The organism is Pseudarthrobacter oxydans, assembly GCF_030812335.1.
In the GTDB taxonomy this organism is placed as follows: domain Bacteria; phylum Actinomycetota; class Actinomycetes; order Actinomycetales; family Micrococcaceae; genus Arthrobacter; species Arthrobacter oxydans_B.
The window spans coordinates 106131-119554 of record NZ_JAUSSN010000008.1; the positions used below are offsets into that span (position 1 = coordinate 106131).

A 13424-nucleotide genomic window follows, 5' to 3' on the forward strand; every position below is an offset into this window, starting at 1 on the left:
CACCATCCCCACGGAGTCCCGCCACCACCGCAGGTGCCGGCCCCGTTACACAGAAGGTCGATGATGACTTCAACCTCCCTCAAGTCCGCTGGACTCGGCGAGCTTGGCGAGCGCACGCTCCGCAAGGTCCGCCGCCGAGTTATGCCGCTGATAGTCCTTCTCTACTTCATTGCCTATCTCGACCGCAATAACGTGGGCTTCGCCAAACTCACCATGAGCGAGGACATCGGCCTGACCGCCGCCGCCTACGGGCTGGGCGCCGGCATCTTCTTCCTCGGCTACGCGCTCCTCGAGATCCCGAGCAACGCAGGCATGTACCGGTTCGGCGCACGCAAGTGGCTGGCCCGCATCCTCATCACCTGGGGCATCTTCGCCACGGGCATGTGCCTCGTGAACGGTGAAACCACCTACTACATCATCCGCTTCCTGCTCGGGGCGGCCGAGGCCGGGTTCTTCCCGGCAATCCTCTTCTACCTGACACTCTGGTTCCCCGCCGCGCAGCGCGTGACCGTGCTCGGCATCTTCATTCTGGCCCAGCCGGTGTCCAACGCCCTGGGGGCCCCGGTCTCCGGGCTGCTCCTGCAGATGGACGGCATCATGGGACTCCACGGCTGGCAGTGGCTATACATCATCGAAGGCATCCCGGCCATCCTGCTCGGCCTGCTGACGCCCATCCTCATGACCGACCGTCCGCGGGATGCCAAATGGCTCAACAACGACGAGCGTGAATGGCTCACCAACACCATGGAAGCCGAACTAGCCGCCAAGTCCAGCTCGGGCAGCCACAACTTCCTGGCCGGCCTCAAGGACAAGCGCACGCTGATCTACTCCGCCCTCTACTTCGGACTGGTCTGCGGCATCTACGGACTCGGCCTGTGGATGCCCACCATCGTCGCTGCGCTGGGCAAGTTCTCCACGACCCAGATCGGCTTCATCGTCTGCATCCCGTACACCATCGCCGCCGTCTTCGTGTACTTCTGGAGCAGGCGTGCGGACCGCACCGGCAAGCGCGCCTGGCACACCGCCGTCAGCATGGTGCTGGCCGGCATGGGACTCCTGGCCGCAGGATACCTGCTGCCCGTGAACCCGGTTCTGGCCCTGATCGGACTGACCGCCTCGGCCATGGGCATCTACGGCGCCATCGCCCCCTTCCTGTCCATGCCCTCGGTCGCACTGACCGGCGCGGCTGCTGCCGCCGGCCTGGCCATGATCAACTCCCTGGGCAACCTGGGCGGCTTCGTTGCCCCGTACGCCGTCGGACTCCTGAACGATGCCACGGGCAACAACCAGAGCGGCCTGCTGTTCCTGTCCCTCTGCCTGTGCATTACCGCGGTGGCCACCTACCTCTACGCCCGGAAACGGCCTGAAGGCGATGCCGCACTGGAACCGGCAGCAGCCGCACCCGTGACCACTGAACCCCCGGCCCCGGCCAAGATCTCCTGATACCGAAATCCCTGAAGGAAACACCAAAAATGAGCGCAACCACTTTCCCCTCCGAACGCACCGTTGTCCTGACCGGCGCCGCGTCCGTTCGCGGCATCGGCCGCGCCGCCGCTGACCGCATGGCCAGCGAAGGATGGTCCATCGCCATCCTCGACATCAACGCGGAAGACGCCAAGTCAGCCGCCGCCGAGATCGGCTCCAACCGCGCCGTCAAGGCGATCGGCGTCGGGGCGGACGTGTCCGACGAAGCGTCCGTCGACCGGGCGATCACCGAGATCGAAGCCTCGCTTCCGCCGATCGTCGCACTCGCCAACCTTGCCGGGATCAGCTCGCCGACGACGTTCATGGAAACCACCGTGGAGGAGTGGGACAAGGTGTTCGCCATCAACATGCGCGGAACCTTCATCGTGTCCCAGCGGGTCCTCAAGGGCATGATCGAGCGCAAGCTCGGCCGCATCGTGAGCATCTCGTCGATCTCCGCCCAGCGCGGCGGCGGCACGTTCTCGAAGGTTGCCTACAGCGCGACCAAGGCCGGAATCCTCGGATTCACCCGTGCCCTGGCCCGCGAAGTCGGCGAGTTCGGGATCACGGTCAATGCCATTGCCCCCGGCCCGATCGACACCGACATCATGGGTGGAACCCTCACCGATGAGCGCAAGGCGCAGATGTCCGAGGGCATCATGATGGGCCGGGTCGGTACCCGCGAGGAAGTGGCGGCCCTGATCGCCTTCCTGCTGGGACAGGACTCGGGCTACATCACTGCTGCCACCTATGACATCAACGGCGGTCTTCAGGTTTCCTGACCGGATCCCGACCTAATACGAAGGTTGCCCCCGCCGGATGTCCGGCGGGGGCACCTTCGTGTCGGGGCTCGGTGCCTGCCGTCCGTGCCTGCCGGCCCCGGTGCCTGCCACGTCTGGGCCCGGGCCGCAGTCTAGGCTGGCACTATGAACGCCGCCCGCAGCCTGCATCCGAGTCCGCGCACGCTGGAGGTCGAAAGCCTGGACAGCTTCGACCGGCTGGTCGCGGCCGGGGCCAGGACGATGCAGGGCTGGCACGCCCAGTCGCTGGACCTGCGCGGACGGACCGCGCAGCTCGAGGCCATGAACCCGCAGGGCGGGATCTTCCTCGGGTGCACGTTCGACGACGGCGTGGAGGATTCGCTGCGCAGCCGCGGGGCCCTCATTTTCCCCAAGCTCGAGGCGGTGCCGTTCAACCCGTACCGCTCCCGGCTGTACACGCCGCAGGAGCTTTACCAGGGGATCTCCGAGTCGCGCTATGAGGACACCCCGGACGCCAAGGTGTACCAGTGGAGCATCCGGCCGGGACAGCGCCACCGCCTGGACGCGACCCTGGCCGCTGCCCTGCATGACCATTCGATCGGCGATGCCCTCGATGAGCTGACCCGTTCGGATCTCTGTGCGGGCCGGACCATGGTGGGCGTGATGGGCGGACATGCCGCACGCCGCGGGTCCGCCGTTTTCGAGGAGGCCGCGCTGCTGGGGCGGCTGCTGGCCAGGGACGGCCGGGTGGTTGCCACGGGCGGCGGCCCCGGGACGATGGAGGCCGCCAACCTCGGCGCCTACCTGAGCGAGGCCCCGGACCGGGACTTCCGGAGCGCCCTGGACGACCTCGCCGCGGTTCCCGGGTTCCTGCCCTCGGTGTCGGCGTGGGCGCGGTCTGCCGCCGCCGTCGTCGAACGCCATCCGGAGGGCACGCCGTCCCTGGGCGTCCCCACCTGGTTCTACGGGCACGAGCCGCCGAACTTCTTCGCCACCCACATCGCCAAGTACTTCGCCAACGCCATCCGCGAGGCCATCCTGCTGGAACTGTGCAACGGCGGCATTGTCTTCCTGCCCGGGTCCGGGGGCACCGTGCAGGAGATCTTCCAGGATGCCTGCGAGAACTACTACGGCACCCCGGGCACCATCATGCCGATGGTGCTGGTGGGCCAGGAGCACTGGCTGCGGCGTTACCCGGCGTGGCCGCTGCTGCAGAGCCTCGCCGCGGGGCGGCAGATGGAGAGCCGGATCTTCCTGGTCGACACCGTGGAGGAAGCGCTCGCCGTCCTGGACCGCTAGGGGCTTAGAGGTCCTTGCGGCACTGCGCCGAGCCCAGCTCGTACAGGCCGTTCAGGTCCCCGGCGGCCAGGCCGTCCGGGGCGCCGATCTCGGGGTACATCAGCTGCACGGGGTCATCCACATGCTCCAGGCCCATGACATGGCTAAGCTCGTGCAGGATCACCGCGGTGGCGTACGCGGCCCCGTCCGTCCGGCTGAGGTCCTGGGCGATCTGCGGGGCATCGAGTTCCAGGCTGCCGGTGACGAAGCTCTTGGGCCCGTCGCCGAAGCTGAAGTGCGTGCTGCCGCCGGTGCCGATCACCGGCCCCGCGAGCTGCGGCGCCTGCTCCGGGGTGGTCCACGCGATCAGCAGGGGCGCCCAGCGGTCCCCGTAGGCGTCCTGCTGGTACGGGATGCGGGACGGGGACGGGGCTTCGGCGGTCGACCCGTCGTCGACGAACCTGATTCCGGTGGCGCGGGAGATGGTCCTGATCGCGTCCTCGACCAGGCGTTCGGCGCCCTCCGGGGCGAGTGCCGCGTTCACCACATAGTGCAGGGGCCGGCACGGCGAATAGCCCACCGGAGTGCCGTCGTCGTTCATGGCCAGGAACCGGTAGGAGCTGCTGGCAGCGGCCGGCCTCTGTGGGCGTCCGAGCGGTTCGTCCTGCTCCTCTATTCCGGGCGGGGGAGTGTCCGTCCGCACAGCCTCGGCGGGTGCGGGCTTCCCGGGCTGGCCGGATATCGCCTTCCCCGGCCCGGTGCCGCGGCTGACGTCGAGCAGTCCGGCGAACCGCGGATCCCCGGAGATGACGCCGGCGGCCAGGAACGCGGCGCCGGCAATCACGGTGGCGGCGGCGAGGCCGCGGATGATCCGTCCCGTAGTGCGGGGGCTGCTGTTCCGCGCTGTACGGTCCCGGAACTCAGGACCGTCCACTACGCGACCACGGCGCCGAAGGCCAGGCCCAGCAGATACGTCACGCCTGCCGCGCCCATGCCAATGCCCAGCTGGCGGAGGCCTCGGGAGGCGGGGGAGGTGCCGGAGAGGAGCCCGACGACGCCGCCGGTGAAGAGCAGAGCCACGCCCACCAGTGCGGCGGACAACACGAGGGCCAGGATACCGGTCATGCCGAAGAGGAAGGGCAGGATCGGAATGATGGCGCCGGAGGCGAAGAAGCAGAAGCTCGACGCCGCGGCGCTCCAGGCGGTTCCGACGGCTTCATGCTCGTCACGGGCCTCCGGCAGTTCCGGCTGCAGCGAAAGGCTGGGATCGCAATCGCAGTCGAGCAAACCCATCCGCTCCGCGACGCGGTGCTCGGCAGCCTCCCGCGACATGCCGCGGGCCAGATACACCAGCAGCAGCTCGTTGTGTTCGATGTCCAGCGACGGGGCGGCGGCCAGGGTGATCTGAGTGGGGCGGGTCGCTGCCAGGAGCTCACGCTGGGAGCGCACGGAAATGAATTCGCCCGCGCCCATGGACAGCGCCCCGGCCAGCAGCCCGGCGACACCACTGAGCAGGACCACGGAACTGCCCACGCCGGAGGCCGCCATGCCCATGACGAGGGACAGGTTGCTGACCAGCCCGTCGTTGGCGCCGAAGACGGCGGCGCGGAAGGTGCCCGCCAGCCGGTTGCGGCCCCGGGTGGCGAGCCCGCGAACGACTTCCTCATGGATTTGTTCGTCGGCGACCATGGCAGGGGTGGCGGTGGGGTCGGCAGCGTACGGGGAACGGCTTTCGGCCCGCTGGGCGAGGGCCAGGACGAAGACCGAGCCGAAGTGGCGGGCCAGGAAGCCCAGGAACTGGCTGCGGAGCGAGGCGGGGCGGGGCCGGCCGGCCTGGTCACCAAGCAGCTGCAGCCAGTGCGCCTCGTGGCGTCCCTCCGCTTCGGCCAGGGCGAGCAGGATCTGGCGCTCCTCGCCGCGGCGGTTCTGGGCCAGGTCGCGGTAGACGGCTGCTTCGGCGCGTTCGTCCGCAAGGTACTGCCGCCACCGCTTGATGTCCGCGGGGCTGGGTGTCGTGGCGGGCGCCGTGTGGCGGGGGCCGGACCGGTCGGGTCCGTGGTTGAACGAGTCAGATGTGGCGTGCTGGGACACGGAAGCTCCTGGGCTTGAAAGGGCATGGTTCGGCCCCATTGCGTATCCAGCCTACCGCGTCTTTCCGCGGATTTTCGGCTGGCGAACCTCGGTGAGGGGTTTAGGCGGACCGTAAAAAACGCGGGCATCGCGGGGCCTCCCGCAGCCGCCGGAGTCCCGCGCGGCGGGAGCCCTTGACCGCCCGGGTCCGTGGTGTTCGAATGAAAGCCAGGGCGGGCTCTCCGGGGCCTTTGCCGCCACCGCAGTCACACGGAGGTTGCATCATGGACAACATCGGCTCACGTCCAATCCAGCCGGCCCGGGATTCCCTCGAGTCCGATCCCGCCTACGACTACGCCGACGACGCGCCCGTGAGTGATGGCGCGGAGACCGAGGAAGAGGAGCTCTTCGAGGAGGCCGATCGGCTTGTTCCCCTGGACGAGGAGGACTTCCTGGGCGATGAGACGCCCGTGGTGCCCCTCGAAGGGGAAGAATTCCTGGAACCCGAGGAGCAGGAATGATGCTCCCGCGGCCTAAGGGTTCTGCGGCTTAATGCTCGCCGGCTTAATGCTCGACTCTTAAGGCTCAACGGCGGCGCCCCCTCAGAGGGAGCGCCGCCGTCGACCATTAACTCGCTGTCAGGACCGGGAGGGTCAGGACCCTAGTGGGTCAGGACGGGGACCTGCTCTTCCTCGGCGGCGCCGCCGGCGACCCGGCGGTGCCAGTTCGCCATGACCGCGGGATCGGTCGGCTTGGTCAGCAGCGACACGGCGATGTAGACCACCGCGGAGGCCAGCAGGCCGTAGTAGATCGGTTCGTTGGCGTAAATGCCGTCCAGCGGAACCTCGGCGTTGATCTCCAGGATGATCATGGTGCCGAGGGTGATGACCGAGCCCACGGCCATGGAGGCAGCCGCGGCGATACCGGTGCCGCGCTTCCAGACCAGCCCGCCGAGGATGGCGACCAGGAGCCCGCCGACGAGGATGTCGTAGGCGATGGTGAGTGCCGCGACGACGTCCTTGGTGATGATGGCGATGACGATTGCCACGATGCCGAGGCCCAGGACCCACATACGGTTGGCCCTGACGTCGTGCTCCGGGTTGTCCGTGTCATCGGTGTTGATGTCCTTGCCGAACCAGCTGGCAACGAACGGCAGGACATCCGCGCGGGCCACGGTGGCGGCGGCGATCAGGGCGCCGGAGGCGGTGGACATCATGGCGGCGACGGCCGCGGCGAGCACCAGGCCGCCGATGCCGATCGGCAGCAGGTTGGTGGCAACCTCGGCGTACACAACGTCCTTGCCGAGGGCCTTGACGTCGATGTCCGGCAGGGCAACACGGGCGCCGAGGCCGATCAGGGCGCCGGCCGCACCGTAGAGGATGCAGTAGATGCCAGCCGTGGCGCCGCCCCAGCGGGCGACCGTGGGGGTCTTGGCGGTGAAAACGCGCTGCCAGATGTCCTGGCCGATCAGCAGGCCCAGGGTGTAGACGACGAAGTAGGTGATGATCGTCTGGATGCCGATGCCGTCGATCTGGAAGAAGCTGGCGTCGACGCGGGCTCGGATGCCCTCGAAACCGCCGGCGGCGTTGAGCGTGAACGGCAGCATCAGGAAGAAGATGCCGATGGTCTTGATGACGAACTGGACCTGGTCGGCCAGGGTGATGGACCACATGCCGCCGATGGTCGAGTAGACCAGGACGATCGCGCCGCCGATGGCGATCGCGAGGGCACGGTCCCAGCCGAAGAGCACCACAAAAATGGTGGCGTAGGCGCCGGTGGAGGTGGCGCAGAGCATGAGCGTGTAGGCGAGCATCACGATGCCCGAGGTCTGGGTGGCGTTGCTGCCGTACCGCAGGCTCAGCATCTGGGACACGGTGTAGATCTTGAGCTTCTGGATGGTGCTGGCGAAGAGCAGGCTGAGTAGCAGCACGCCGGCGCCGATCGCGACCACGAGCCACATGCCGGAGATGCCGAACTTGTAGCCCAGGCCCACGCCGCCTACGGTGGAGGCGCCGCCGAGCACGACGGCGGCCATGGTCCCGGTGTAGAGGAACGGGCCGAGGCGGCGGCCGGCCACCAGGAAATCGCTGTTGTTCTTGGTGCGGGATTTACCCCACCACCCAAACGCCAGCATGGCGACCAAATACACCACCACGATGGCGATGTTGACGAAACTTGCGTCCATTGAGGGCTCCTCGGAGCTGTTCGGAGCAGGCCTGAACCGGCCGCAGCGCACCAGCGCACGCGGAGGTTCTGCTGCTTTATCGGATTGATGGGGGATGACCCCGCAGGGCTCCCGGTGGTTTGACTCGTAAATACAGTGACTTGTGGTCGCCGTATCCGGCAATTGCCTAATAGGCAACACTTGTTGCCCAAGAGTATGTTGTGATGCGGGTAACAGTCAAGACGTATTCCGCGTCCTTGGCGGATCAGGCCTCCAGCAGGGGCGGTCCCGCTAGTATTGCTCCAACAATGGGGCCGAGCGGCCGGCCGTGAAAGGTTCCAAAATGAAGGCTCTACCAGTTGAACCGAGCAACGTTCCCGTTGCCATCGGTTCCCGGATCCGCGCCGCCCGCCAGTCGCAGCGGCTCACCATCGAGCAGGTGGCCGACGCCACCGGGCTGACCAAGGGCTTCCTCAGCCGCGTCGAGCGGGACCTCACCTCACCCTCGGTCGCATCCCTCGTGACGCTGTGCCAGGTGCTCTCGATCTCGATCGGCGACCTCTTTGCCGCCCCGGAAACACACCTGACCAAGAAGAACGAAGGCCCCCGGATCTCGCTGGGCGGCGAAGGGATCGTGGAGCGGCTGCTGACCGCCCGCTCAGAGCGCCGGGTCCAGATCATCCAGGCCGTCATCGAGCCCCGCGGCCGCGGCGAATCGGAGCTGTATGCGGTGGACTGCGACGTCGACGTGCTGCACGTGGTCAAAGGCAGCATCCGCCTGATCCTCACGAATGAGGAATTCGAACTCCACACGGGGGACACGGTGACCTTCCCGGGCCGCGAGCCGCACACGTGGGTCAATCCGACGGATGAAGCGGTCGAGGTCCTCTGGGTTCTGGTCCCCGCCGCCAGCCGCTAGGTTCCCGTACGTCGGGCTGCGTTCCTGCCCAGTTACTTGCCTACTGGCCGCCCTCCGGAAGCGGCGGACCCCGGAAATCCGCGGGCGCCCCGGCCGGAGCTCGCCGGTAACTGGGCGGGAGTGTCAGGGCCCGGGCCGCGGGCGCCCCCGGTAACTGGGCGGGAGTGTCAGGGCCTGTGCCGCGGGCGCTGATCCAGCACCGTCCGGATCTCGTCCAGGACGCGCTGGGGTTCGAACCAGATGTGCTCGGGCATGTACCGGAGCACCGCAAAGCCGCTCAGGGTCGAGGCATTGTTCCGGCCCAGGTCCCGGCGCATGGCCTCGCGGCTGGAGTGGAACGCGAAGCCGTCCACTTCCACGATCAGGAACCCTTCGATCAGGAAGTCCACCCTGCCGATCCCGGGCAAGTAGACCTGGGCGTCGTAGCCGATTCCGTTGGCCCGGAACAAATGCTGGGCATCGACCTCCACGATGGACTCGGCCCGCAGGTCCAGCTCGTGCAGCGCCTTGCGGACCTGGCCGGACCGGTCGGCCGTGAGCTGGGCCTTTAATAATTCCAGCGGGACGCCATGCAGGCGCATCGCCGATGTCGCGATGGCCGTTGACGCCGGGGGTGCGAGGCACGACATGGCATGCAGCACCACATCCTCGACCGCGGCCAGCGGCAGCGTCGGATGCCCGTCGAACCGTACCGTGCGGTGCCGAACGAAGCCCGCGCCATGGCCGTGGTTGCATGCCAGGTGGTGCTGTGCCGGCGGTTCCCGGAGCCAGAGCCCGTAGTCACCGGCCGCGCTGGCGCACGTGACACGGGCGTTGTGCCGAAGCGCTGCCTCGAATTCCGGCCGGCATTCCGGAAGGGCCAGCACGCCGCGCCCCGGTCGGCGGATACCCGAGGAACCCGCCAGCCGGGCAATATCCGTCCGGGAAAAGCCGGCCGCCAATAGTTGCCCGGTCCGGGCGACGCCGCCGAGCTGGGTCAGGTAGTCCAAGGGGTCCATTAAGCCAGTACAGGGGGTGGCGGATACCCGCGAAACCCTGGAACCGGGCTATCTGGACAACCGGGCTGGGGCCGGCCTGTGCTCCCGCCCAGTTACTCGCCGCGGCACCGGACCCGGCTCGCTTGAGAACCCCGGATTTCCGCGGTTCCGCGGGGCGCGGGCAGGCTGCGGTGGACAGTAACCGGGCTGGAGCGTCGGGACCCGCCAGCGCTCCTGAGTTCAGGTAAACATTTGATGCACAAGAGGCAACTTCAAGTGTATGATGGCTGTCACACCCGTCGGTCAATCCTCGAAGGAGAGGCTTTCTTTTGGAAGAGCTGCGCATCGAGGCCAATGGCAACCTTGGCCCCATCGATTCATCCCGCATTCCGCGCTACGCGGGAGCCGCCACCTATGCGCGCCTGCCGCGGCTAGACCAGGTCGCCAAAGCGGACGTCACCGTTGTCGGCGTCCCCTTTGACTCGGGCGTCTCGTACCGGCCCGGTGCCCGCTTCGGGTCCAACCACATCCGCGAGGCCAGCCGGCTGCTGCGCCCGTACAACCCGGCCTGGGATGTCAGCCCCTTCGAGAACATCCAGGTGGCCGACGCCGGCGACATGGCCGTCAACCCCTTCAACATCCATGAAGCGATCGAGACCATCCAGCAGAACGCGCTGGACCTGACCGCCTCCGGCAGCAAGCTGGTGACCCTCGGCGGAGACCACACCATCGCGCTGCCGCTGCTCCGCGCCGCGGCCGAACGCGCCGGGCAGCCCATCGCCATGCTGCACTTCGATGCGCACCTGGACACCTGGGACACCTACTTCGGCGCCGAATACACCCACGGCACCCCGTTCCGCCGCGCCGTCGAGGAAGGGATCCTGGATACCGAGGCGATCAGCCACATCGGTACCCGCGGTCCGCTCTACGGCAAGAAGGACCTCGACGACGACCACCGCTTCGGCTTCGGCATCGTCACCTCCGCGGACGTCTACTACCAGGGTGTCCTGGAAACCGTCGCCAAGGTCCGCGACCGCATCGGCAACCGCCCGCTCTACATCTCCGTGGACATCGACGTGCTCGATCCCGCCCACGCCCCCGGCACGGGAACCCCGGAAGCCGGCGGCATCACCAGTCGTGAGCTGCTGGAAATCATCCGCGGCTTCCGCGGCATGAACCTGGTCGGCGCCGACGTCGTCGAGGTCGCCCCCGCCTACGACCACGCCGACATCACCGGCGTGGCCGCCAGCCACGTGGCCTACGAACTCGTCACCCTGATGGCGGACCGCGCGGTGGACGGTGACCGCTTCGGCGCGGCCACCGGCTACGCCGCCCAGGCCCTCGGCCAGGAATCCCGCCGGCCGGCCGGCTTCGCGACTCCGGCGGCCGAGCGCGCCGGGAGCGGGGTTTCCCAGTGACCGGCGTGCGCAACGGCGGCGACCTCGTCGTCGAAACCCTTGAAGCGCTCGGCGCGAAAACCGTCTTTGGCATCCCGGGCCAGCACGCGCTGGGTCTCTTCGACGCGATGGGCCGCGGCAACCTGCACTTCGTCTCCTCCCGGGTGGAGAACAACTCGGCCTTCGCCGCGGACGGCTACTCCCGGGCGACCGGCGAGGTCGGTGTTCTCTTCCTCTCCACCGGCCCGGGCGCGCTGACGTCCCTGGCCGGCCTGCAGGAGGCCTACGCCACCGGCGTCCCGATGGTGGTCATCGCGAGCCAGATCCCGCTCGAGGGACTCGGCGCGCGCCGGAAGGGCATGCTGCACCAGCTCGATGACCAGAAGGCCTCGGCCGCGAACGTCACCAAGAGCCAGCGGCTGATCCAGCATGCGTCCGGTATTCCCTCCGCCATCCAGGACGCGTGGACCGAGGCGATCTCCTCGCCGCAGGGTCCCGTGTGGCTGGAAATCCCGCAGAACGTGCTGCTGGACCCCATCATGGTGCCGCCGGTCGAGGACGCCCTCGCCGAAGCTGCCGATAATCCGCCGCGCGTCGAGCTGGTCCGCGAGGCCGTGAAATGGCTCGCGACGGCGGAACGTCCCGCCATCATCGCCGGCGGCGGAACACGCCGCGGCCGCGCCGAGAAGTCGCTGCTCTCCATCGCGGAGAAGCTGCGGGCCCCCGTCATCTGCACCCCCGGCGGCAACGGCGCGTTCCCGTGGAACCACGAGCTCTCGCTGCAGGCCTGGATCGAAGACCAGTACATGACGGAGCTGCTCGAGGACGCCGACGTGCTGATCGTGATCGGCTCCTCGCTCGGCGAGGTCACCTCCAACTACTTCACTTTCGAGCCGCGCGGCAGGATCATCCAGATCGACGCCGAACCGCGCGTCCTCGAGTCCAACCGCCCCGGCCTGGGCATCCGGGCCGACGCCGGCCAGGCGCTCGCCGCCCTGGACGCCGCGCTAGACACGGCCCTCGACGCCGCGCTGACGGAACCTCACGGAGAGCGCGCGAACTGGCACGGCACCCCGCCCGAGACCCTGGTCCGGGAAACGCTGGCCAAGGTCAAAGCCCGGCTGGAATCCCAGGATCTCGGCAAGGAACTGAAGTTCATGGCGGACATCCGGGAGGCCGTTCCCGCCACCATGCAGACGTTCTGGGACATGACCATCTCCGCGTACTGGGCCTGGAGCTGCTGGGACGCCCGCGAGGGCCAGTTCCACTCCGCCCAGGGCGCCGGCGGGCTCGGTTTCGGCTTTCCCGCGGCGATCGGCGGAGCCGTCGGCCTCGAAACCACCGGCACACCCGGCGGTTCGGCCCGCGTGCTCGCAGTCTCCGGTGACGGCTCGGCGATGTATTCCATCTCCGAACTGGCCACGGCGAAGCAGCACAACGTTCCGGTCACCTGGCTGATTGTCGACGACGGCGGCTACGGCATCCTGCGCGAATACATGGTCGGTGCCTTCGGCAAGGCCACGGCCACGGAACTCGCCCGTCCTGATTTCGTCAAGCTGGCCGAGGCCTTCGGTGTGCCGGCTGTCCGGGTGGCCCCCGAGGGTGTCGGGGACGCGCTCAAGGCCGGGTTCGCCGCCGACGGGCCGAACGTCGTCGTCGTCGAAACCCTGCTGAGGATGTTCGCCCCCACCCATATGGAGGCCTAGGAACCACGCTCCGCGCTTCCATCCATAGGGAGGCCTCAGCACCACGTTCCATGCCACGCTCCACGCCAAGCGCGGACCTGCAGCACAGCTGCCGGTCCGCGCTTGGCATTTAAGCGGAAAGCCCGGCCGGAAAGGGTTAGTTTCCCAAAGTAACTAAATTCCTGCTATATTGTTGCCTTAGGCAAGCAAAGAGGGGGCCGCTATGGCAGTTGCGCCGGACACCGCAGCCAAACTCGTTCATCAAATCTTCGATCTGCAGCGCGCCGTGCGGTGCGTGGCCGCGGTCAAGCTCCGCGGGGAGGACACCGGCGTGGCCCTCCAGGGCGTGCTGCGCTTCGTGGGGGAGGGGGAATCCCGGGCCACCGCCCTCGCGGAACGGCTCGGGGTCAGCGCCCCCGTCCTCAGCCGGCACATCGCCGAACTGGAGGACCAGGGCTACGTAGTCCGCCGGCCCGACCCGCTGGACGGGCGGGCCCAGCTGATCGCCCTCTCCGCGTCGGGCACCGCCAAGCTCCGATCCATCGAGGACCAGCGCGCCGCCACACTCCTTGGCTTCCTGCAGGACTGGAGCGAGCAGGACGTCGAAGAGACAACGAAGACCCTGCAGAAACTTGCTGAGTCCCTCAGGACGTCAGCCCGGGCAACGACGGCCGGATCCATCAATACGACCGACATTGTTTAAGGAGCG

The 13424-nt window shown here is 68.0% G+C and carries 12 protein-coding genes; 8 read left to right on the forward strand and 4 right to left on the reverse strand.

The genetic code is table 11. The features are described 5' to 3' along the window. Positions 1 to 60 precede the first annotated feature (60 nt). From J2W14_RS14300 to J2W14_RS14310, 3 genes are all read left to right on the forward strand, one after another. Complete coding sequence (locus J2W14_RS14300) at positions 61 to 1443, forward strand: MFS transporter (RefSeq protein WP_307463668.1); 1383 nt, start codon at positions 61 to 63, stop codon at positions 1441 to 1443. Between the two features lie 29 nt (positions 1444 to 1472). Then, complete coding sequence (locus tag J2W14_RS14305) at positions 1473 to 2246, forward strand: SDR family NAD(P)-dependent oxidoreductase (protein WP_307463672.1); 774 nt, start codon at positions 1473 to 1475, stop codon at positions 2244 to 2246. 144 nt (positions 2247 to 2390) lie between these two features. Further along, on the forward strand, positions 2391 to 3524 hold the full coding sequence (locus tag J2W14_RS14310; RefSeq protein WP_307463673.1) for an LOG family protein: 1134 nt from the start codon (positions 2391 to 2393) through the stop codon (positions 3522 to 3524). A 4-nt stretch (positions 3525 to 3528) separates the two neighbouring features. Here J2W14_RS14310 and J2W14_RS14315 read toward each other — a convergent pair whose 3' ends face one another. After that, a complete protein-coding gene (locus J2W14_RS14315; protein WP_307463675.1) occupies positions 3529 to 4437 on the reverse strand; it encodes a matrixin family metalloprotease in 909 nt (302 codons plus the stop codon). After that, positions 4437 to 5594, reverse strand: coding sequence for a VIT1/CCC1 transporter family protein (locus J2W14_RS14320; RefSeq protein WP_307463678.1), 1158 nt, complete (start codon positions 5592 to 5594; stop codon positions 4437 to 4439). The genes J2W14_RS14315 and J2W14_RS14320 overlap by 1 nt, the downstream gene beginning before the upstream one ends. A gap of 263 nt (positions 5595 to 5857) precedes the next feature. On the opposite strand from J2W14_RS14320, the gene J2W14_RS14325 reads away from it, so the two are divergent. Next, complete coding sequence (locus J2W14_RS14325; RefSeq protein ID WP_307463680.1) at positions 5858 to 6094, forward strand: hypothetical protein; 237 nt, start codon at positions 5858 to 5860, stop codon at positions 6092 to 6094. A 140-nt stretch (positions 6095 to 6234) separates the two neighbouring features. Here the strand turns inward: J2W14_RS14325 and J2W14_RS14330 are convergent, their stop codons facing one another. Continuing rightward, positions 6235 to 7758, reverse strand: a complete 1524-nt coding sequence (locus J2W14_RS14330) for a sodium:solute symporter (RefSeq protein WP_307463681.1) — start codon at positions 7756 to 7758, stop codon at positions 6235 to 6237. 322 nt (positions 7759 to 8080) lie between these two features. Between J2W14_RS14330 and J2W14_RS14335 the strand changes: the two genes are divergently transcribed. Next, positions 8081 to 8656 carry a helix-turn-helix domain-containing protein gene (locus tag J2W14_RS14335; protein WP_307463683.1) on the forward strand — a complete coding sequence of 192 codons (576 nt, stop codon included), beginning with the start codon at positions 8081 to 8083 and terminating at the stop codon, positions 8654 to 8656. A 167-nt stretch (positions 8657 to 8823) separates the two neighbouring features. Here J2W14_RS14335 and J2W14_RS14340 read toward each other — a convergent pair whose 3' ends face one another. Continuing rightward, complete coding sequence (locus tag J2W14_RS14340) at positions 8824 to 9654, reverse strand: type IV toxin-antitoxin system AbiEi family antitoxin domain-containing protein (RefSeq protein ID WP_307463685.1); 831 nt, start codon at positions 9652 to 9654, stop codon at positions 8824 to 8826. 308 nt (positions 9655 to 9962) lie between these two features. On the opposite strand from J2W14_RS14340, the gene speB reads away from it, so the two are divergent. From speB to J2W14_RS14355, 3 genes are all read left to right on the forward strand, one after another. Further along, positions 9963 to 11051, forward strand: coding sequence for an agmatinase (gene speB / locus J2W14_RS14345; RefSeq protein ID WP_307463688.1), 1089 nt, complete (start codon positions 9963 to 9965; stop codon positions 11049 to 11051). After that, complete coding sequence (locus J2W14_RS14350; protein WP_307463691.1) at positions 11048 to 12736, forward strand: thiamine pyrophosphate-binding protein; 1689 nt, start codon at positions 11048 to 11050, stop codon at positions 12734 to 12736. The genes speB and J2W14_RS14350 overlap by 4 nt, the downstream gene beginning before the upstream one ends. Before the next feature lie 202 nt (positions 12737 to 12938). Then, positions 12939 to 13418 (forward strand): MarR family winged helix-turn-helix transcriptional regulator, encoded by a 480-nt coding sequence (locus tag J2W14_RS14355; protein WP_307463694.1) that lies wholly within the window; start codon positions 12939 to 12941, stop codon positions 13416 to 13418. Positions 13419 to 13424 lie beyond the last annotated feature (6 nt).

Bases quoted from the DNA above. Each gene is read 5' to 3' on its own strand.
- J2W14_RS14300 (WP_307463668.1), top strand. From the start codon at position 61: ATGATGACTTCAACCTCCCTCAAGTCCGCTGGACTCGGCGAGCTTGGC.
- J2W14_RS14305 (WP_307463672.1), top strand. From the start codon at position 1,473: ATGAGCGCAACCACTTTCCCCTCCGAACGCACCGTTGTCCTGACCGGC.
- J2W14_RS14310 (WP_307463673.1), top strand. From the start codon at position 2,391: ATGAACGCCGCCCGCAGCCTGCATCCGAGTCCGCGCACGCTGGAGGTC.
- J2W14_RS14325 (WP_307463680.1), top strand. From the start codon at position 5,858: ATGGACAACATCGGCTCACGTCCAATCCAGCCGGCCCGGGATTCCCTC.
- J2W14_RS14330 (WP_307463681.1), bottom strand. From the start codon at position 7,758: ATGGACGCAAGTTTCGTCAACATCGCCATCGTGGTGGTGTATTTGGTC.
- J2W14_RS14335 (WP_307463683.1), top strand. From the start codon at position 8,081: ATGAAGGCTCTACCAGTTGAACCGAGCAACGTTCCCGTTGCCATCGGT.
- J2W14_RS14340 (WP_307463685.1), bottom strand. From the start codon at position 9,654: ATGGACCCCTTGGACTACCTGACCCAGCTCGGCGGCGTCGCCCGGACC.
- J2W14_RS14355 (WP_307463694.1), top strand. From the start codon at position 12,939: ATGGCAGTTGCGCCGGACACCGCAGCCAAACTCGTTCATCAAATCTTC.